This window comes from Streptomyces inhibens (assembly GCF_022221585.1).
Lineage (GTDB): Bacteria > Actinomycetota > Actinomycetes > Streptomycetales > Streptomycetaceae > Streptomyces > Streptomyces inhibens.
This window is the reverse complement of sequence record NZ_CP084681.1, coordinates 4857322-4875347: the sequence shown is the minus strand read 5'-3', so window position 1 is coordinate 4875347 and position 18026 is coordinate 4857322. Positions and strand designations below refer to the sequence as shown.

Here is an 18026-nt window from a genome sequence, read left to right as displayed (position 1 = left end):
ATTCCCCTGCACGGGCCAGGATCAGTCATGCCATCCGATCCCGGGTGACCCACCCGTGCGCCCCTACGCATGTGAGTGGTGGTCATCGACCTGGGCGCTCTCTCGCAGGAGATCTCTCATGCGTCATCTCCCCAGGCTGTCGTGCCTGCCCACCGCCTTGGCGGGCCGACTCCTCGCCGGCCGCATGGAAGCGGAACCACCGGTGGAGGACGGCACGCGCCCCGTGCCCCTGCGGCTACCGTCTCTGACCGGACTGCGTTTCGCCGCCGCGGGCGCGGTCATCTACGCGCACTGCATGCTGTTGATCGACCCTCACCTCGCCCGGACTCTCGGACCCGAAGTATGGGTGGGCGGGAGTGCGGTATCGCTCTTCTTCATCATGAGCGGCTATGTGCTGACCCATTCCGCCCGCCCGACCGACACCGCACGCGCGTTCTGGCGGCGGCGTGCGGCCAAGATTCTTCCCAATCACCTCCTCACCTGGTGCGTGGTCATGGCGGCGCTCGCCGGCGTCGGTGCGGCGGCCGACACGAGCCGTTCCGGAATGGCGGCCCACCTCTCCAGCCTCTTCATGGTGAACACCTGGGTTCCCAGCCACCGCTTCGTCTCCGCGGGCAACCCGGTCTCCTGGACCCTGGCCGCCGACATGTTCTTCTACCTTCTCTTCCCCGTACTCCGGCCATGGGTCGAGCGGCGCTCGCGCCGTGGGCTCCTGGTCGGCGCGGGAGTGGCCGTCGCCCTTGTCTGGGCATGGCCGGTGTTCTGTGAGCTCGTCGTCAACCCCGGCGGAGAGTTCTTTCGCGAGTACTGGTTCTTGTACATGCTGCCGGTCACCCGGCTGCCCGAGTTCGTCCTCGGCATGCTGGTGGCCCGTATCTCCGTGTCGGGGATCCGGCTCCCGCGGATCGGCGTGCTCCCCGCCGCGCTGGGAGTCATCAGCACGATCGTGGTGAACAGTACGTACCTGCCGCGCAGGTTCATGTACGCGGCCGCGACCGTGGTCCCGCTCGTCGTGCTCGTGCACGCGACCGCGCAGCTGGACGTGCGCGGCAGAGCATCGCTGCTGCGCACACCACCCTTGGTGTACCTGGGCAAGATGTCCTACTCCATGTACCTCGTCCATCTGCTGGTGATGGGGCCGATGTATGTGTGGCTGACGGGTCGTGGCTGGAGCGGTTTCGAGATGGTGCTGGTCGCGCTCCCCCTGGCAATGCTGGCCTCGTGGCTGCTGTACGTGGGAGTGGAGCGGCCCTGTCAGCGTCGGATCTCCGCGCGGCGTGCTCCCGCGGCGCCCACGTGCCGGCCCACCACGGCCACAGCGGAACGAGGCTCCCTGCGATGAGTACGCGAAGCAAGCAGATCGCCGCCCTCAGGCCCCGCTACGAGGACGAACTGGCGCAAGGGCTGGAACGGTTCTTCGAGCGACCGCGCACCACCTGCCCCTGGTGCACCTCCGCCCATCTGCGACGGCGCCTGCGCACCGCCAACCACGCCCAGCGCAAACCGGGAGACTTCGTCCTCGACGAGTGCCGCAACTGCGGGCACGTCTTCCAGAACCCCCGGCTGAGCGCGGACGGACTGACCTTCTACTACCGCGACTGCTACGACGGCCTGGGCGAGGAAACGATGGCACGGTTGGCCGCCTCGCCCCTCGCGGCCAAGCTCTACCGGGCCCGCGCCCGGGCACTTCTCCCGTTCAGCCGCCCCTTGCTCTGGCTGGACGTGGGCACCGGCCACGGCCACTTCTGCGCCGAAGCCCGGAGAATCCATCCCGGGACCGAATTCCACGGGCTCGACCAGGGCGAAGGCGTCGAGATCGCCGCACGCAAGGGCCGTATCGCCCGCGCCTACCGGGGCTCTTTCACCGGTCTGGCCGGCCAACTGGACTGCCGGTACGACGTGGTGAGCATGCACCACTACCTGGAACACACCCTCGTGCCACGGCAGGAACTGACCACCGCGTACACGACGCTACGGCCCGGCGGCCTGCTCCTGATCGAAGTCCCCGACCCCCAGTCCGCCGCCGCCCGGCTGTTCGGCCGATGGTGGGGCCCCTGGCTCCAGCCACAGCATCTGCACCTGATCCCGCTGGACAACCTCTGCGGCGAACTGGCCGAGCAGGGATTCACCGTCGTGGCCACCGACCGGCAAGAGCCCCATATCCCCACCGATCTGACGTCCGCGGCCGTGAACATGCTCCATTCCGTGCTGCCGGGGGAGAACCTGCCCTGGCTGCCCGAGCGGCCGGGCCCGCTCGGCCGCGGCATCCGCACGCTGTGCCTGCCGGCCGCCGCACCCGCGCTGCTCGCCCTCTTCGCATGCGACATCCTGCTGGCCCCCCTTACCCGGCGCACGCGTCTGTCCAACGCCTACCGGGTGGTCGCACGACGGGACTGACAAGAGGGCGGCGGCCCTGAAGCCGCCGCTGTCCCGGCCACCGCACAACAGGAAGGACACAGCCGACCATGCACGTACTCATCGCTACCGCAGGTTCGCACGGGGACGTCGCCCCCTACACCGGTCTCGGGGTCCGACTGCGTCAGGCCGGGCACACGGTGGAGATGGCGGCAAGCGCACGCTCGGCCGAGCTGGTCCGCCGCAGCGGCCTGGGCTTTCGCCCCCTTCCGCTCGACCGGTACGCCGCATCGGGAACGGGGCGCGGGCCGGGGGAGAGCGGCCGTGGCGCCGACCTCAACAAGGTCGAACAGATGCGGCTGGCACGGGAGTTGGCGCCGGAAATGGCCGACGCGGTGGCCGATGCCTGTGCGTCGGGCGCAGAGATCCTTCTGCTGTCCGGCAGCCTGGCCCCGCTGGGGCTCGTGGCGGCGGAGGGTCTGCAACTGCCCAGCCTCGGCGTCTTCTTGCAGCCCCTCGCCCCCACCCGGGAGTTCCCGCCGGTCATCGTCGACCTGCCGTCGTTGGGACCGTACGGCAACCGGATCGCAGGACGCGGCGCCCAGGCATTACTGGCCCGGGCCTATGCGCCTGGAGTGCGCCATCTCCAGCGCCGGCTGGGCGTGACGCCGGACGCCCTGGAGCGGCGGCGGGCGACCTGGCCCGTCCACCACGGTTTCAGCCCCACGGTGGTGCCCCGGCCCGCCGACTGGCGGCCGGGGCTGGAGGTGGCGGGCTACTGGTGGCCGTCAAAGGCCGCGGACCGGACGCCGGAGCCCCGGCTGGCGGAATTCCTGCAAGCCGGCCCGCCACCGGTGTACGTGGGCTTCGGCAGCATGGCGCCCGGCGACCCGGAGCGGCTCGGGCTGCTGGTGACACGAGCCCTGCGGCTCGCCGGGGTGCGCGGTGTCGTCCAGACGGGGCGGGCCGGTCTGTCGGTCGAGGGGAACGATGTGCTGACGGTGGGGGAGGTCCCGCACGCCCGCCTGTTTCCGCAGATGTCGGCCGTCGTCCACCACGCGGGTGCCGGGACCACGGCGGCCGGTCTGCGCGCGGGGGTGCCGGCGGTCCCGGTGCCGGTGATGCTGGACCAGTCGTTCTGGGCGTCGCGTCTCACCGCACTCGGGGTCAGCCCGGGCAGGGTGCCGTTCCGGCGGCTGTCCGCGGAAGACCTCGCGGCAGCGATACGGAAGGCCGTGGACGAGCCCCGCTACCGTCAACGCGCCCGTCAGCTCGCGGCGTTGATCGACGCCGAGGACGGCGCCGGCCGCGTCCTGACCGCGGTGGAGCGACTGGCCGGCTGAACGAGCCCGGCCGGCGCGTTCAGCCGAGGCGGTCCAGGTCGGCCGCGTCCGGGGTCCCGAGCATGGCCGATGCCGCTTCCAGCGGGCTGAGGGCCGGGGCGGGCGTGAACGCGGGAACGGAGCGGCAGGTGAAGCCGAGGCGGCTCAGCGCTCGGGTCACTTCGCCGGCGGTGAAGTCACGACGGTCCTGGCGGGTGATGATTTCACCGACCTGCTTGACCGGGTAGGAGCGGTGGTTGATGAGCACGGAGTCGCCCGTGACGGGTTCGGGATCGATGTTCACCATCGCCTCCTCCACCTCGGATGTGATCAGGTCGAACGGAAAGCGGGCGATAACGCAGCGCATAGTGCCTCAAGGGGGTCGAAGAGAGGACCGGATGCGGATGTCCGGTCGACGAGTCGGGCGTGACGGTTCAGCGGCGGGGGATCACGCGGCCGTGCCGCGGGAGGACCGCCGCGGGTCCGTGGCCGTCCGGGACGATCCTGCGGAGCGTCGCGCCTGGGCGGGGCGGCTGCGTCGGCCGCGTGACGAGGAGCTGCTGCGCTTGGCGCGCTCGACGACCGGCGCGGCGATGGTGACCGGGACACCGGAGGGCGCCTGGGCGCCGGTGATCCGGCTGAGTTCGGCCTCACCGGAGCGGACCTGGGTGCTCTGCGGGGTGATACCGGCGTCGGCCATCAGGCGGTTCATGGTGCGGCGCTGGTTGGGCAGGACGAGCGTCACCACGCTGCCGGACTCGCCGGCGCGGGCGGTACGGCCGCCGCGGTGCAGATAGTCCTTGTGGTCGGTGGGCGGGTCGACGTTCACGACGAGGTCGAGGTTGTCGACGTGGATCCCGCGGGCCGCGACATTGGTGGCCACCAGCACCGTCACATGACCGGTCTTGAACTGGGCCAGGGTGCGGGTGCGTTGGGGCTGGGACTTCCCGCCGTGCAGCGCCGCCGCGCGTACCCCACTGCCGAGCAGATGCTTGGTGAGCTTGTCCACGGCGTGCTTGGTGTCCAGGAACATGATCACGCGGCCCTCGCGGGCGGCGATCTCGGTCGTGGTGGCGTGCTTGTCGGCGTCGTGGACGTGCAGCAGGTGGTGTTCCATCGTGGTGACGGCGCCGGCCGAGGGGTCGACGGAGTGGACCACCGGGTCGGTCAGATAGCGCCGGACCAGACGGTCGACATTGCGGTCCAAGGTGGCCGAGAAGAGCATCCGCTGCCCCTCGGGACGTACCTGGTCGAGCAGCGCGGTGACCTGGGGCATGAAGCCCATGTCGGCCATCTGGTCGGCCTCGTCCAGCACGGTGATGGCGACCTGGTTCAGACGGCAGTCACCGCGGTCGATCAGGTCCTTGAGCCGGCCGGGGGTCGCGACGACGACTTCGGTGCCACCGCGCAGCGCGCTTGCCTGGCGGCCGATCGACATACCGCCGACGACCGTGGTCAGCCGCAGTTTCAGCGACCGGGCGTAGGGGGTGAGCGCGTCGGTGACCTGCTGGGCGAGCTCCCGGGTGGGAACCAGGATCAGGGCGAGCGGCCGGCAGGGCTCGGCACGCTGTCCGGCCGTACGGGCCAGCAGGGCGAGACCGAAGGCGAGCGTCTTGCCCGAACCGGTGCGCCCGCGGCCCAGGACGTCCCGGCCCGCCAGCGAATTCGGCAGCGTGGCGGCCTGGATCGGGAACGGCTCCGAGACCCCTTCGGCGGTCAGCGACGCCAACAGCGCGGACGGCATGTCCAGTTCGGCGAAGCTCGCTGCCGGCGGCAGGGCGGGGGTGTGCGTGACGGGCAGGGCGAACTCTCCCTGCAGCGCGACGGGACGACGCCCATGGCCGCCGGAGCGGCCCGGCGCCTGCGAGCGGTAGCCGCCGCGGCCGGAGCCGGAAGCACCGCCGGAGCGGGAGCGGGAAGAGCGGCTGTTGCTGCGAGCTGTGTGGTTCATACAGAACCTTCCTCGATGCGGCACGTCGAGGAGACTCCGGCGGCAAGGGCCGCACACAGAAGAATCGCAACAACGGACCGAAGTAAGCGACGAAACGAAGCGGGGGCGGAGTGGACGGGCCCCTCGCGTCGAAAAGGGATCGGCAGGCGCCGCCGGGGCGGACGCGCAGGATGCCGGATCAGGCGGGCGGACCGATGTCCTGCCGCGGCAGATGGCGCGCGGGCAGCCGGAGGGGCGGCCCCGCGCCGCTCGTGCGGCCGTCACGGCACACACGGAGTTGCTCGGGAAAGCAACGAAGCTGGGGCCCGCACCCAAGGTGCGGGCCCCAGCTTTCGTTGTACGCGTCAGCTTCAGGCGGGAACGATGTTCTCGGCCTGCGGGCCCTTCTGGCCCTGCGTGACGTCGAAGCTCACCTTCTGGCCCTCCTGCAGCTCGCGGAAGCCCTGGGCGGCGATGTTCGAGTAGTGGGCGAAGACGTCAGCGCCGCCACCCTCCTGCTCGATGAAGCCGAAACCCTTTTCCGCGTTGAACCACTTCACGGTGCCAGTAGCCATGTCATATCTCCTTCGGGGCAGTGCCCGAGGCCCGCACTGTGCGGACCCCGCGTCGCCGCGATGATGCCCCGTCCGGAAATATGCCGGAAAATACAAAAGCACTCCCGCTGTATACGACGGCGAAAGCACTTGAAGTCTCTGGGAACCACAACTGCAACTGAGAACGACAGTAGCACGACGGTCCGGGCCGCGCACAACAATGTCGGCACAGTATTTTCGGGGCACAAAAAATCCCTACCGGCACACCGGCAATTTCTGTAGTTGCGGCATCAGATATTCACCACCGGCGCCCTCCCGTACGAGGTCAACCGGCCTGGCCCGCGCCCACGCAGGCGCGGCGTCCGACCGCGACCCGACCGCGAATATTTCCTGTCACCGGCACAGAAACGGGCAAAGCGCGAGCGGAGATTTATGGATTCACGCGCGGAACGATATGGCCGATATCGCTTTTCGTGCCCGGCCACTTGCGGTCTGACTCCGGCCGGTTGACGCGTTCCAGGCGGCCGAATTTTCTGTGACGGCCGATCCCGGCCACCATCGGCCGCACCTGGCCCTCCCGTACCCCAGTAGAGGTAATCTGCATCGGCCGCTACAGACATCCGGCACTCATGCGAGTAAAGTTCTTCTTGTAGTCAACGATGCCCGTGAGGTGCGGCCGCGGCACTGCCGCGAGCGGGCGGTTCAAGGGCCGTCACGCACCACCGCACCACCGCAAGAGGCAGTTCCGGCAAGAGAACAGAAGGAGGAGGAGGCGCCATCAGGATCGCCCGAGCACGGACCCGGTCCGCTCGGGAGCCACAGGACCAGGATGGGAAGGTGGTCCGTTGGTCACGCAGCAGCGATCCCCGCATCCCCGCCCCCGCGGGCAGGCATGCGGAAACCGAAGGCCGGTGCACGGCACCGGTAGATGGTGTTGAAACCCCTCGGGGCCCTGGTGTCGGAAGCACCAGGGCCCCTCGATGCGTCCTACAAAGAGGTGCAATGCCTGCGAAGAACCAAGAGCACGCCACCGACAAGTTCGATGACGACGACTACCCCGCCTACACCATGGGCCGCGCCGCGGAGATGATCGGCACCACGCCCGCCTTCCTGCGGGCCGTCGGCGACGCCCGCCTCATCGTTCCGCTGCGTTCCGAAGGCGGCCACCGCCGCTACTCCCGCTACCAGCTGCGCATCGCGGCCCGCGCCCGTGAACTCGTCGACCAGGGCACCCCGATCGATGCCGCCTGCCGCATCGTCATCCTCGAAGACCAGCTCGAAGAGGCCCAGCGGCTCAACGAAGAACTGCGGCGCTCCGGCGCCGGCTCGGACCGGTCGGCCGGCTCCTGAGCAGACACCGGCCGAGGGCCTCCCCGCCCCTCGGCGGACGGGCGACCGCGTGAGGCACCGCGTCAGCCCTGTCCCTCCTCCTCGGCTTCCATGTACCGGATGCCCTGATGCGTCAGCGTGACCATCGAGGGTGTGTTTCCCGCTCCCCAGTCGACCGTGATCAGGCCCTCGCCCGCCAAGTACGTGCAGGCGGCGGCCAGGTCCTCTCCCGGTACGCCGAGAGCGTCGTGCAGTTTCGCCCCGGTGAGGCCCAGAAGGCGGTTCCCTTCGGTGGCCTCGTACAGCGCCTGCATGACCTTCTCGCGGTAGGTCTTCCGCTCGTGCAGTGTTGCCATGGCTGCCGCCTCTCCTACGCGGCCGGTGCCGGTGCCCTGCCGTGGACACGCCTCGTCGAGGCCCGTTGCGTCAGACCTCGTCGCCGTGTGCCCGGTCGCCGTCCGTCGGCTGGCTGGACGCCAGCCAGGAGCGTGCGGGCTCGGCGGTGTGCGTGGTGTCCACGGTGAAGTGGAGCCGGGTCGCGCCGTCGCGGCCGGCGGGGTAGCTGCGTTGTTCGGTGGATGCGAAGCAGCGCCGGAGAACTTCCGCGACCTGGCGGGCCGTCTCGGGGGACGCGGCGACGATCCGCACCTCGGCACGCCCCGCCGTGGGCACGGGTTCCGCAGGTTTCATACCGTCCTCGTCATCTGGGTGAGGCCGCTGCCGGATCTGGGTGACGTCGCTGCCGGCCCGCCTGATCTCGTCGGCCATGACCATGGCGGCGGTGCGGAGGCTGCCCGGAGCGGCTGCGGCGGACATCAGCCGGGCCGTCGTTTCACTCTACTCCGGGACGTAGTTCGCCGAATGTGCTGCACCGTGTCCAACCAGGCATTTCCCGGGGCGCGGGCCGTCGGCCGGAGCAGCGGACGAGGCCGCCGGAACGCGGAGTACGGTGAGGTTACCGAGGACTCTCCGCTCGCGGCGGCCACCTTGACCTCGCCGGGCGACGAGCCCATGCACCCACCCCCAGACGGGCGCACATCATGGCCGATTCCGACACCCCACACCCTCCCAAGCTGCTGCCGGACGCGATCCACGAGTCCGTGCAACCCGGGACGGCTTGCCTGAGGCTGCAGACGACGCACACCCGCGAGGGGCTCCTGGACGGCGCATGGTGGCCGCGCTCCCGCGACATCGGCGCCGAGCTGCCCAGCCTGATCGCCGCGCTGAGCGAACATCTCGGCCCCATCACGCGCGTCGGCCTGGACGAGAGCGCCTGGGACGAGCTCCCCACCCGGCTCACCATCGACGACCGGATCGTGCACGTCGACTCCTTCCCGGTCGGTGACGACACCATCCTCATCACCCGCGGCGACCAGGACTACTTCGCCCTGCTGGTGGTCCCTCCCCAGACGGCACCCGACGTGGCACGCGCCGCGATGGCCGAGGCCGTACGGGCCGACAACGTCGCCCAGGCGAGACAGATCCTCATCGACACCGCCCCCACCCAGCAGGCCTGAGCAGTGTCATCCTTTCGGTGACATTTGCATTGTCACCGTCTGGATGACGTGTTACAAGGGAGACTCAGCCACCGATGCCACCGATGCCACCGATGCCGCTGATGTCACTTTCACCGATGCCGCCGATGTCACCGACCGTCGTAACGAAGGACCTGCCGATGACGGAGACCGAGGAACTCCGGGCCGTCATCAGCCGGGACGACGGCCGGACCACCGTGCGCGTGGCGGGAGAGATCGATGTCGTCACCGCGTCGCAGCTGCGGCGGGCCCTGGAGACCGCGCTGTCGTACGGCGCCGGCCGGATCGAGGTCGACTTCACCTCGGTGCCGTTCTGTGACTGCTCGGGACTGAACGTCCTGCTGTGGGCCCGTCGCAGGGCCACGGAACAGGGCAGCTCGTTCCGTGTGACGGGGGTGACGTCACCCCTGGTGCGAACGCTGTTCCGCAAGACCGGCACGGCCGCTGCCCTGACCGGGGCGCCAACCACCTGAGCAGACCGTGCGGGTCACAGCACGGTCTGCTCACCCTGCCGCAGGAGGTGCAACCGGGAGGCGAGGCCCGCCCGCTCGAACGCCTCGACCAGCGTGTCGGCGCCCTGAGTGAAGTGTCCCCAGTGCTCGAAGTGCAGCGGTACGACCTTCCGGGCGTCCAGGATCTGTGCCGCCTGTGCCGCCTGATCACTCGGCAGCGTGAGATAGGCGTCGCCGACCAGGGGGGTCTGCGCGCCGCCGGCGAACAGCAGCGCCACGTCGATCTGCCCGAACCGCCGGGCGATCGTGCGGACCACGTCCAACGAGGCGTTGTCGCCGCTGACGTAGACCGTGGGCAGGCCGTCGCCGGACAGCATGAATCCGGTGACCTCGCCGACCAGATGCTCGGAGCCGTCCGGACCGTGCTGGGCGGGCACGCCGGTGATCCGCAGCGTTCCGCCGTCCGGGCGCGGCAGGTCGAACTCTTCCCCGTCCGCCAGGGTCCGTACGTTCCCGCCGAGCCGCTGGTGCGCGGAGGCGGTGGACAGCACCAGGGGCACCTCGGCGAGGTAGGCCCGGCCGCTCCGGTCGAGATTGTCCGGGTGCTGGTCGTGGGAGAGCAGCACCACGTCGACCGGGTCGAGCGCCGCCGGACCGAGCGCCGGGCCGTCGGTCTTCACCAGCTTCCGCTCGCCGATCGGGTAGTCGCCGGGCGGGTCGAAGGTGGGGTCGGTCAACAGCCGTACCCCTGCGAGGTCCAGGACCGCGGTGGGTCCTCCGAGGTAGCGGACGGTCGGTGCAGGGGCCGGGGTCGACTCGCTCATTGCTGCCTTTCGCTGCCGTGGTCACGAGTGGAGCGGTGGGATGCTCCTGATCCGCTCGTGATCACCAAGCAGCCGGCCGGGTCAGGTATTCCCCCGGCCCGGCCGCTGCGGACGGGTCCGACCCGTCAGAGGCACACAACTCCCAGCAGACAGACATGCGACGGCGATGTCGGATCGGCCTCCGGCGTGGTCGGCGCAGTGTTCGTGGGCGAGGTGCCTGCGTCCGAGTCCCCGCCGGAAGCGGGTGCGTTCGTCTTCGGCGCTGCGGCGGCGGTGCCGGTGTTGTCATGGCCGCCGGTGCCGCCGGCGCTGTCGACATGCGCCCTCTGGGTCGACGGGGCGGCCGCGCTCGGGGCCGCGGAGGGTGGGGCCGCGGCGGTGGTCCTCGGCTGCCGGGCCGTCGTGGAGGCGGGAGGCGTGGCGGCGGTGGTGTGCGGCTGCCGGCCGGCCGCGAGGGGCGGGCGGGAGCCGGGATGCCGCGAAGCCCGGTCGTCCGGCTGCTCCGACACCGCGTCGGTGGTCGCCGTACGGGGCGGGCCCACGGTCTCCGGATCCGGCGCCGCGGCCGCGTGGGCCTGGCCGGTGGAGGGCCTGTTCTGTAGCGCGGTGACGGTCAGGCCGCCGCCGACAAGGGCAAAGGCCGTGGCGGCCATGGCCCGACGCCGGTGCTTCTTCCACCGTGCCAGCTGCCGACGCCGAGCCGCCCGGCCCTGCCCGGTGGGGGCGGCGGTGTCTTCGAAGCTGCCGGCCGCATCGGCGTCCGGCTCGTCCGCCACCGCTTCCGCGGTCGCGCCGCTGCCGATCCCTGGGGCCTCGGAGCGATGCGCGCCGTAGTAGGACTCCGGGGCGGGGGCTTCGGTCGCCTGCCATGTCTCCCACGCCGGCGCGGTGGAGGCCACCGCGCTGCGGTGGCGGTGGGCAGGCGGGGCTATGTCCGGAGCGTAATCACCACATCCTGGGCACACGAGCGCCCCATTGAGGTTCCGGCGGCACGACGAGCAGTAGTCCATCTGCGATCTTTCTGTGCTGACTGCGCCGCCAGGGACGCCGGCGACTTGTTGAAGTTCGCACGCGGGATCGAGCGGCCAACACGCTAACGGCACCCACCGAAGGGCATGCGTAGACCTTGTGACGCTTCCGTGCAGATGCCCTGACGGCGGCTCTGGCACTCCGGACATGTCCTCATGAATGCCGGGATGAGGCGCTGGATAAAAACCAAGCGCACGTCATCGATTCGGGCCTGCCAGGTCGCTGACGAGCAGCGCCTTGATCGTGTGCATCCGGTTCTCCGCCTGGTCGAGGACGAGTGAGGCGGGCCCCCGCAGGACCTCGGTGGTGACCTCCGCGCCCTCCCGGCCGGTCTCGGCCAGCACCGCCGCACCGAGCGCGGTACTGCTGTCATGGACCGCGGGCATGCAGTGCAGGAACCGCACATCGGGGTTCTTCGTCGCCGCAAGGACCTGGCCGTCGACGCGGTACGGGGCGAGGGCCGCCAGCTTGGGCCGCCAGGAGTCGATCGGCTCCCCGAGGTGGATCCAGGTGTCGGCGTAGACGACGTCGGCGTCCCGCACGCCCGCGTCGACGTCGTCGGTCTCCGTCACACAGCCGCCCGTACGCGCGCAAATCCGCTCCGCGGTGGCGCGCACGTCCGCCGAACCGCTCATCGCCGCCGGGGTCACGACGCGGACCGTCATACCGAGCAACGCCCCTGTAATACAGAGCGAGTTGGCTACGTTGGACCGGCCGTCACCGATGAAGGCCAGACAGATCTCCGCCCACGGTTTGCGGCAGTGCTCCTTGATCGTGAGGAGGTCGGCCAGGGCCTGCGTGGGGTGCCACGGCGGGGTCAGCGCGTTCCACACCGGGACGCCGGCGTGCCGGGCGAGCGTCTCGACGGTGTCGTGGTCCGGTCCCCGATAGGCGATGCCGTCATAGAGCCGCCCGAGGACCATGGCGGTGTCGGCAGCGGATTCATGTACGTCCAGATGGCTCGAACCCGGCCCGAAGTGGGAGACCCGCGCGCCCTGGCCGAAGGCGGCGACCTCGAACGCGGAACGGGTCCGGGTGGAGGATTTGGCGAAGATCAGCGCGATGTTGCGGCCTGTCAGTGCCGGCCATGCGGCCGAGGTCCGATGCGTGGATTTGAGGCGCGCGGCCAGCGCGATCAGTTCCTCGATCCGGTCGGATGTCAGGTCGCTGTCCTTGAGCAGGCCCCGGACCCGGCGTGCGTCTCCCACGTTGTGCGCTCCTTCGGTGAACAAGCACCCATGGCGAATCTGCGAGAGCGTCCCCTCGTCAACGCACTGTTGAAACAACCGGAACGGCCGTGCGAGGGGGAGGCGGAAGCCCTCGTGGCGCCGTCTCCGCCGTGGGGCGGAGGTGCCGGTCCCTCCCCTGGACCGACGGCGCTTCGAGGAGCTCGCCCGGACGGCGGAGCCATCTCGCTCGGGCGAGCGACGTACGGGGTACGGGCGTTCGCCAGGATCGAGGCGGACGAGCTCCCCCCGATCGGAGAATCATCGTGCTCAAGACGGCCCTTCGGGTCCCCGCCCTTCTCGCGCTGGCCACCGGGACGACGGCCGCGACCCACGCCGCGTCCGCCGCCGAGGCACCCGGCAAGGCACCCGCCAAGGCAGTCCCGGCCACCATGACCACACCGGCCGCCACGACCACCGCCGGCATCAAGGGGTGGGCGCGCATGTACTTCCCCGCCCCCGGCAACGACGTGCAGGTCACCGTCGACGCCCACGGCACCTACACCTCGATGAGCCCGGTCTTCCCCACCCGCGCCTGGGGCACCTTCCGCATCTCCCACCGGATCGACCAGCCGGACGGCAGACCGCCGTTGACCTACTGGGCGGACTTCAAGGTCGACTGCCTGACCACCGGTGGCCCCACCGCGACCGTGACCGGAACCGTCGTACGCGCCAGCGACAACCCCCGCGACCCGTGGCAGGACATGCTGAAGGACCACGTCCGCATGGGCGTGAGCTTCTACGTCGCCGGCAAGGACGGCGGCCCGAGCCGGATCGGGCTGTCCGGGGAGGCGGGGCGGAAGCTGTCGAAGTGCATGGCTCCGGCCGCCGACGCACCGGTGATCAAGGGCGGCTACCGGCTGAAGGACAAGGGGCCGCTGCACTGAGCCGCCGAGGCCCGGAACCGCTACGGGCCGTCGGCCGGCGACTCAGCGCCGCAGGAACTGCTGGCATTGGTACGGCCCGGCGCGGCCGTCCTCGCCGACGATGGTCACCTGGACCTTGTCCGGGCGGGTGCCGTGGAGGAGGACCTCGGCACGGGCGAGGGTGCAGACCAGTTGGCCGGTGGCCGGGTCCTGGGGGGAGTCGGTGAAATATCCCGGGGCGTTGATGGTGACGTTGCCGTGATCGGCGGTGGCGCTGAAATTCTTTTCCTGCGTGTGGACGAGGGTGGCCAGCCCGTCGGCCCGCTCTTCCGCGGTCGGGCCCGCGAGCAACAGCTTGAAGACGTCGTTGAGTTCATCGATCCTGACGCCCGGCCGGGGCACCCCGCGCGGCCCGTTGTCGGAGGCGAAGTAGATCCGCATGCCCTGCGAGATCCCGGAGGGGGCGGTGCCGCCGTCCGTGACGCCCGTGGGCCGTATGCCGCAGCCCGCGGCGGCGAGGGCGAGTGCGCAGCAGAGGAGGGCGGTGCGGGGGCGCGTCATGAGGGGGCTTCCGTACGGAGCGGTATGCGGAGGGTGAAGACGGCGCCGACGCCCGGGGCCGGGGGTGCGAGCTCGATGGTGCCGCCGTGCAGGCGGGCGTTCTCCAGGGCGATGGCCATGCCCAGGCCGCTGCCCTCGGACCGGGTGCGGGCGCTGTCGGCCTTGTAGAAGCGGTCGAAGACATGGCGGGCGACCTCGGGGGCCAGCCCCGGGCCGTGGTCGGCGACCGAGACGGTCAGCCGGTCGTCCGCCGCCCGTACGGTGACGGTCACCGGCGGCGCGCCGTGCCGCAGGGCGTTGCCGACGAGGTTGGCGACGATGACGTCGAGGCGGCGGCGGTCGAGCCGGGCCCGTATGCCCGGGGGGAGATCGGCCTCGACCCGGTCGGTCCAGCCGCGGGCCGCGAGGGTGGCGCGCACCGCCTCGGCCACATCCACCTCGTGCACATGGAGCGTCACGGCCCGGGCGTCGAAGCGGGAGATCTCGATGAGGTCGTCGACGAGCCGGGCGAGCTTCGCGGTTTCGGCGCTGACCGTACGGGCCGCGTGTGCGGTGTCGGGGGTGAGCTGGTCGGCGTCCTCCTCCAGGACGCTGGAGACCATGGTCATGGCGGCGAGCGGGGTGCGCAGCTCATGGGAGACATCGGCGACGAAGCGGCGGGCCAGGGCCTCCTGCTCGCGCAGTTCGCCGACGGTGTGCTCCAGCGCGCCGGCCGTCTCGTTGAAGGTGTGGGCGAGTTCGGCCAGTTCGTCGCGGCCCTTCTCCTCGACCCGGATGCTCAGCTCGCCGGCGGCCAGCCTGCGGGTGGCCCGTGCCAGTCTGCGTACCGGCCGCAGCACCGTACGCGCCGCGAGCAGCGCCAGGACGGCGGCCAGCAGCACCACGGGCACCAGGCCGCCCTGGACGGTGCGCACCAGATCGGCGGCGTCGCGCTCCTCCTCCGCCAGGGAGACGACCGCGAATATCTCGACGCCGGACGGCTGCGCGGAGCCGCCGCGACGGGCCGGTGCGTCGAGGCCGACCGGGGCGCCCAGGACCAGCCAGGGCTTGCCGCCGTGCTCCACCCGCTGGAGAGAGACCCGGGTGTGGGTGCGTACGGCCGCGCGCAGCTCGGGAGTGATCCGGGTCCGGTCGGCGGACGGGTCGGAGGTGGCGGTGAAGTCGCGGTACTGGGCGACGACGAGCGAGCCGCGCACACCGGACGAGACATCGGTGGCGAACCGGGCCATGGTGCGGGGGTCGGTGGGGACGTCGAGCTCCCCGGCCAGCCGCTCGACGCGGTTGCGGAAGTCGTCGACGGCGGCGTTCTGGGCCCGCTTGAGGACCGCGTCGCGCGATTCCCGGTACGCCAGTGCCGTGGCGGTGACCGCGCTGATCAGGGCGACCACGACGACGGTGATGATGAGGCGGCCGCGGAGCCCGTCGAGGCGCGGCAGCCGCACACGGGCCCGCGCGGAGGTCCTCATCGCGCGCTCACAGCGGCCCGAAGCGATAGCCGAAGCCGCGCACCGTCTGGATGTAGCGCGGTGTGGCGGCGACGTCCTCCAGCTTGGCGCGCAGCCGCCCGACCGCCGCGTCCACCAGCCGGGAATCACCCAGGAAGTCGTGCTCCCAGACGAGTGCGAGGAGTTGCTCACGGCTGAAGACCCGGCCGGGGGAGGCGGACAGCTCCAGCAGCAGCCGCAGTTCGGTGGGCGGGAGCGGGACGGCCGTGCCGTGTTTGGTGACGGTCAGGCCGGCCCGGTCGATGACGAGCCCGGCGAAGTCGTCGCTGTCCGTATGGGTCACCGGACCGGCCCGCCGCAGTGCCGCCCGGATCCGGGCCTCCAGCACCCGGCCGGTGATCGGTTTGACCACGTAGTCGTCGGCGCCCGCCTCCAGGCCGCTGACCACATCCAGATCGTCACCGCGCGAGGTGAGCATGATGATCGGCAGCTGGCCCTGGCCCTGGCCCCGGCCGCGGATGCGGCGGCAGACCTCGAAGCCGTCGATACCGGGCAGCATCAGATCGACCACCGCGATGTCGATGCCGCCGCCGCGCGGGCGGGACAGCAGCTTCAGGCCTGCCTCGCCGGTGGCGACGCCCTCGACCTCGTGGCCGTGCCGGCGCAGCACCAGCTCCATTCCGTCCCGTACGGAAGTGTCGTCCTCGATCAGCAGCACATGCGGCATGTCGCCGATTATGGGCGAGGGTCTGTGCAGCTCAGGAGTTATCCACAGGGTGAGGATGCGGGCCGGCGGCATTGTTACGTTCTCATCATGCGGCCATGGAACGACCACCAACTTCGCCCCCGAAGTTGGCCGCATGACCCAGCAGACATCCTCCCGCTCCCGGGCCGCGCGCCTCGCGCTGCTGATCGCCGTACCGGCTCTCGCGCTGACCACTGCCTGCGGCGGCGCCGAGTCGTCGGACGACGGGATCGCCTCGGTCAGCAAGGCGCCCACCACCGACAAGACCAAGGACGGCTCCGACGCGTCCCAGGGCGGTCAGGCCCGGGGCAAGAGCGCCTTCTACGACGCACAGATGAAGTACGTCCAGTGCATGCGCAAGAACGTCGACAAGGACTTCCCTGATCCCAAGCTGAGCGGCTATCTCGACTGGGCGAAGATCGACGAACTCCAGCAGAAGCCGGGCAACGAGTACATCGCCAAGGGCGGCAAGGACGGCGTCTGCACGAATGACATGCTGAACGCCACCAAGCTGGAGCCGCGCCGCGACACCCAGAAGGAATACGAGTCGATGCTCGCGCACGCCAAGTGCATGCGCGCCCACGGCGTATCGAAGTTCACCAACCCGCAGTTGCAGGACGGCAATGTCATGCCCGGCGGCGACCCGAACCCCACCTCACCCGAGCTCGGACGCGACTCGCCCGCGTACAAGCAGGCCCGCGAGGCCTGCAAGGACAAGCTCCTCGACGGCCTGGACGGCATGCAGTGAGCACGGCACGAAAGCGCCGCCGGCTCTGCATCGCGCTGGCGGCGGCGGCCACCGCGACCGCCGCGACCGCCGGCGTCATGCTGCTCACCAACACTGGCAAGGACGCCTCGGCCGACGGCCGGCACGCGAAGACGCCGCCCACCACGACCGAGATCACCCGCACCGACCTCGTCCAGAGCAAGACCGTCGACGGACGCCTGGACTACGCGCAGCGCCGGGCGGTGAAGTCCCCGGTGGAGGGCACGATCACCAAGGCCGCCGAGCCGGGGAGGACCGTGTCGCTGGGGCAGCGCCTGTACGAGCGCGATGCCCGGCCGGTGGTTCTCCTCTACGGTCCGACACCGATGTTCCGCGCGATGAAGGCCGGCGACCGCGGCCCGGACGTCCTCCAACTGGAGCGCAACCTGCGCGACCTGGGCTTCGGCTCCCGGCTGTATGTGGACGTCCGCTACGACGAGGCCACCAAGGCCGCCGTCAAGGCCTGGCAGAAGTCCCTGGGCGTGACCGAGGCGAACGGTGAGATCGGCAAGGGCGACATCGTCTTCCAGCGCGGCCCCGTGCGGGTGGTGTCCGCCGACGCCGCCCTCGCCGACGGGATCGGCCCGGACAAAACGGTGCTGACGGTCGCCTCCACCAAGCCGGTCGTACGGGCCTCGCTCGACAAGGCCGACCGGGCGCTGGCCGCCAAGGGCACCAAGGTGGAGATCGCCCTGCCCAGCGGCGGTAACCGGCGCGGCAAGGTCAGCGGCGTCGTTGCCCCGCAGGACTCCGGGGCCGCCGAGGACGGAGCCTCCGGTTCCTCGTCCGATGACGGCGTCGAGGTCGAGATCACGCTCGACGGCGGCGCCAAGCTCGCGCCGAAGGACCAGCAGGGCACCTTGAGCGTGAAGTTCGTCAGTGAGAGCCGTAAGGACGTGCTGACGGTTCCGGTCGAGGCGGTCGTCGCGCTGCGCGAGGGCGGCTACGGGCTGGAGGTGGTCCAGGGCGCCAAGACGCACATGGTGCAGGTCGAGACCGGTCTGACGGCCGACGGCCGGATCGAGGTCAGCGGCGCCGGTCTGACCGAGGGCATGAAGGTCGGAGCGGCCGAGCAATGACCCCGGCC

General features: G+C 70.7%; 20 protein-coding genes. 9 read left to right on the top strand and 11 right to left on the bottom strand.

Annotated features, from left to right (window positions below; genetic code table 11):
* Positions 1–118: 118 nt before the first annotated feature.
* From KI385_RS22275 to KI385_RS22265, 3 genes are all read left to right on the top strand, one after another.
* Complete coding sequence (locus tag KI385_RS22275; RefSeq protein WP_238573930.1) at positions 119–1342, top strand: acyltransferase family protein; 1224 nt, start codon at positions 119–121, stop codon at positions 1340–1342.
* Entirely contained in the window at positions 1339–2397 is a 1059-nt protein-coding gene (locus KI385_RS22270) for a class I SAM-dependent methyltransferase (protein WP_238573929.1), read from the top strand. The genes KI385_RS22275 and KI385_RS22270 overlap by 4 nt, the downstream gene beginning before the upstream one ends.
* A 68-nt stretch (positions 2398–2465) precedes the next feature.
* Positions 2466–3698: a glycosyltransferase gene (locus tag KI385_RS22265; RefSeq protein ID WP_238573928.1), complete on the top strand. Its 1233-nt coding sequence runs from the start codon at positions 2466–2468 to the stop codon at positions 3696–3698.
* A 19-nt stretch (positions 3699–3717) separates the two neighbouring features.
* Here KI385_RS22265 and KI385_RS22260 read toward each other — a convergent pair whose 3' ends face one another.
* The 3 genes from KI385_RS22260 to KI385_RS22250 form a co-directional block, all read right to left on the bottom strand.
* Positions 3718–4044 carry an SCO5918 family protein gene (locus KI385_RS22260; RefSeq protein ID WP_238573927.1) on the bottom strand — a complete coding sequence of 109 codons (327 nt, stop codon included), beginning with the start codon at positions 4042–4044 and terminating at the stop codon, positions 3718–3720.
* A gap of 81 nt (positions 4045–4125) precedes the next feature.
* Positions 4126–5628, bottom strand: a complete 1503-nt coding sequence (locus tag KI385_RS22255) for a DEAD/DEAH box helicase (protein WP_238573926.1) — start codon at positions 5626–5628, stop codon at positions 4126–4128.
* Between the two features lie 350 nt (positions 5629–5978).
* Positions 5979–6182: a cold-shock protein gene (locus KI385_RS22250; protein WP_030809828.1), complete on the bottom strand. Its 204-nt coding sequence runs from the start codon at positions 6180–6182 to the stop codon at positions 5979–5981.
* A 981-nt stretch (positions 6183–7163) separates the two neighbouring features.
* Here KI385_RS22250 and KI385_RS22245 point away from each other — a divergent pair.
* A complete protein-coding gene (locus tag KI385_RS22245) occupies positions 7164–7511 on the top strand; it encodes a helix-turn-helix domain-containing protein (RefSeq protein WP_128503835.1) in 348 nt (115 codons plus the stop codon).
* A 62-nt stretch (positions 7512–7573) separates the two neighbouring features.
* Here the strand turns inward: KI385_RS22245 and KI385_RS22240 are convergent, their stop codons facing one another.
* Both KI385_RS22240 and KI385_RS22235 read right to left on the bottom strand, forming a co-directional pair.
* Positions 7574–7846 carry a hypothetical protein gene (locus tag KI385_RS22240; RefSeq protein ID WP_238573925.1) on the bottom strand — a complete coding sequence of 91 codons (273 nt, stop codon included), beginning with the start codon at positions 7844–7846 and terminating at the stop codon, positions 7574–7576.
* 70 nt (positions 7847–7916) lie between these two features.
* Positions 7917–8180 (bottom strand): hypothetical protein, encoded by a 264-nt coding sequence (locus tag KI385_RS22235; protein WP_238577797.1) that lies wholly within the window; start codon positions 8178–8180, stop codon positions 7917–7919.
* A 350-nt stretch (positions 8181–8530) separates the two neighbouring features.
* On the opposite strand from KI385_RS22235, the gene KI385_RS22230 reads away from it, so the two are divergent.
* Positions 8531–9007 carry a DUF5994 family protein gene (locus KI385_RS22230; protein WP_238573924.1) on the top strand — a complete coding sequence of 159 codons (477 nt, stop codon included), beginning with the start codon at positions 8531–8533 and terminating at the stop codon, positions 9005–9007.
* A 158-nt stretch (positions 9008–9165) separates the two neighbouring features.
* Positions 9166–9498, top strand: coding sequence for an STAS domain-containing protein (locus tag KI385_RS22225; protein WP_238573923.1), 333 nt, complete (start codon positions 9166–9168; stop codon positions 9496–9498).
* Positions 9499–9512: 14 nt separating this feature from the next.
* Here KI385_RS22225 and KI385_RS22220 read toward each other — a convergent pair whose 3' ends face one another.
* From KI385_RS22220 to argF, 3 genes are all read right to left on the bottom strand, one after another.
* Positions 9513–10301 carry an MBL fold metallo-hydrolase gene (locus KI385_RS22220; RefSeq protein WP_238573922.1) on the bottom strand — a complete coding sequence of 263 codons (789 nt, stop codon included), beginning with the start codon at positions 10299–10301 and terminating at the stop codon, positions 9513–9515.
* A 125-nt stretch (positions 10302–10426) separates the two neighbouring features.
* Positions 10427–11311, bottom strand: coding sequence for an SCO2400 family protein (locus KI385_RS22215; RefSeq protein ID WP_425356940.1), 885 nt, complete (start codon positions 11309–11311; stop codon positions 10427–10429).
* 216 nt (positions 11312–11527) lie between these two features.
* Positions 11528–12538, bottom strand: coding sequence for an ornithine carbamoyltransferase (gene argF, locus KI385_RS22210; RefSeq protein WP_238573920.1), 1011 nt, complete (start codon positions 12536–12538; stop codon positions 11528–11530).
* 284 nt (positions 12539–12822) lie between these two features.
* Here argF and KI385_RS22205 point away from each other — a divergent pair, with 284 nt between their 5' ends.
* Positions 12823–13443, top strand: coding sequence for a hypothetical protein (locus KI385_RS22205; protein WP_238573919.1), 621 nt, complete (start codon positions 12823–12825; stop codon positions 13441–13443).
* A gap of 42 nt (positions 13444–13485) precedes the next feature.
* On the opposite strand, the gene KI385_RS22200 is transcribed toward KI385_RS22205, so the two are convergent.
* Genes KI385_RS22200 through KI385_RS22190 form a run of 3 tightly spaced genes read right to left on the bottom strand, consistent with a single transcriptional unit; the run spans position 13486 to position 16155 of the window.
* Complete coding sequence (locus KI385_RS22200) at positions 13486–13983, bottom strand: hypothetical protein (RefSeq protein ID WP_238573918.1); 498 nt, start codon at positions 13981–13983, stop codon at positions 13486–13488.
* On the bottom strand, positions 13980–15449 hold the full coding sequence (locus tag KI385_RS22195; RefSeq protein WP_238573917.1) for a sensor histidine kinase: 1470 nt from the start codon (positions 15447–15449) through the stop codon (positions 13980–13982). Before KI385_RS22195 ends, KI385_RS22200 begins: the two co-directional genes overlap by 4 nt.
* A gap of 7 nt (positions 15450–15456) precedes the next feature.
* Positions 15457–16155 (bottom strand): response regulator transcription factor, encoded by a 699-nt coding sequence (locus KI385_RS22190; RefSeq protein WP_238573916.1) that lies wholly within the window; start codon positions 16153–16155, stop codon positions 15457–15459.
* Between the two features lie 133 nt (positions 16156–16288).
* Here KI385_RS22190 and KI385_RS22185 point away from each other — a divergent pair, with 133 nt between their 5' ends.
* Positions 16289–16921 carry a hypothetical protein gene (locus tag KI385_RS22185; protein WP_238573915.1) on the top strand — a complete coding sequence of 211 codons (633 nt, stop codon included), beginning with the start codon at positions 16289–16291 and terminating at the stop codon, positions 16919–16921.
* A complete protein-coding gene (locus KI385_RS22180) occupies positions 16918–18018 on the top strand; it encodes an efflux RND transporter periplasmic adaptor subunit (protein ID WP_238573914.1) in 1101 nt (366 codons plus the stop codon). Before KI385_RS22185 ends, KI385_RS22180 begins: the two co-directional genes overlap by 4 nt.
* The last annotated feature ends 8 nt before the right edge of the window (positions 18019–18026 follow it).

Excerpts from the sequence above, each read along its gene's own strand:
- KI385_RS22250 (WP_030809828.1), bottom strand. The coding sequence starts at position 6,182 with ATGGCTACTGGCACCGTGAAGTGGTTCAACGCGGAAAAGGGTTTCGGC.
- KI385_RS22215 (WP_425356940.1), bottom strand. The coding sequence starts at position 11,311 with ATGGACTACTGCTCGTCGTGCCGCCGGAACCTCAATGGGGCGCTCGTG.
- KI385_RS22190 (WP_238573916.1), bottom strand. The coding sequence starts at position 16,155 with ATGCCGCATGTGCTGCTGATCGAGGACGACACTTCCGTACGGGACGGA.
- KI385_RS22245 (WP_128503835.1), top strand. The coding sequence starts at position 7,164 with ATGCCTGCGAAGAACCAAGAGCACGCCACCGACAAGTTCGATGACGAC.
- KI385_RS22265 (WP_238573928.1), top strand. The coding sequence starts at position 2,466 with ATGCACGTACTCATCGCTACCGCAGGTTCGCACGGGGACGTCGCCCCC.
- KI385_RS22220 (WP_238573922.1), bottom strand. The coding sequence starts at position 10,301 with ATGAGCGAGTCGACCCCGGCCCCTGCACCGACCGTCCGCTACCTCGGA.
- KI385_RS22230 (WP_238573924.1), top strand. The coding sequence starts at position 8,531 with ATGGCCGATTCCGACACCCCACACCCTCCCAAGCTGCTGCCGGACGCG.
- KI385_RS22185 (WP_238573915.1), top strand. The coding sequence starts at position 16,289 with ATGACCCAGCAGACATCCTCCCGCTCCCGGGCCGCGCGCCTCGCGCTG.
- KI385_RS22260 (WP_238573927.1), bottom strand. The coding sequence starts at position 4,044 with ATGCGCTGCGTTATCGCCCGCTTTCCGTTCGACCTGATCACATCCGAG.
- KI385_RS22270 (WP_238573929.1), top strand. The coding sequence starts at position 1,339 with ATGAGTACGCGAAGCAAGCAGATCGCCGCCCTCAGGCCCCGCTACGAG.
- KI385_RS22200 (WP_238573918.1), bottom strand. The coding sequence starts at position 13,983 with ATGACGCGCCCCCGCACCGCCCTCCTCTGCTGCGCACTCGCCCTCGCC.
- KI385_RS22235 (WP_238577797.1), bottom strand. The coding sequence starts at position 8,180 with ATGAAACCTGCGGAACCCGTGCCCACGGCGGGGCGTGCCGAGGTGCGG.
- KI385_RS22225 (WP_238573923.1), top strand. The coding sequence starts at position 9,166 with ATGACGGAGACCGAGGAACTCCGGGCCGTCATCAGCCGGGACGACGGC.
- KI385_RS22195 (WP_238573917.1), bottom strand. The coding sequence starts at position 15,449 with ATGAGGACCTCCGCGCGGGCCCGTGTGCGGCTGCCGCGCCTCGACGGG.
- KI385_RS22275 (WP_238573930.1), top strand. The coding sequence starts at position 119 with ATGCGTCATCTCCCCAGGCTGTCGTGCCTGCCCACCGCCTTGGCGGGC.
- KI385_RS22255 (WP_238573926.1), bottom strand. The coding sequence starts at position 5,628 with ATGAACCACACAGCTCGCAGCAACAGCCGCTCTTCCCGCTCCCGCTCC.
- KI385_RS22240 (WP_238573925.1), bottom strand. The coding sequence starts at position 7,846 with ATGGCAACACTGCACGAGCGGAAGACCTACCGCGAGAAGGTCATGCAG.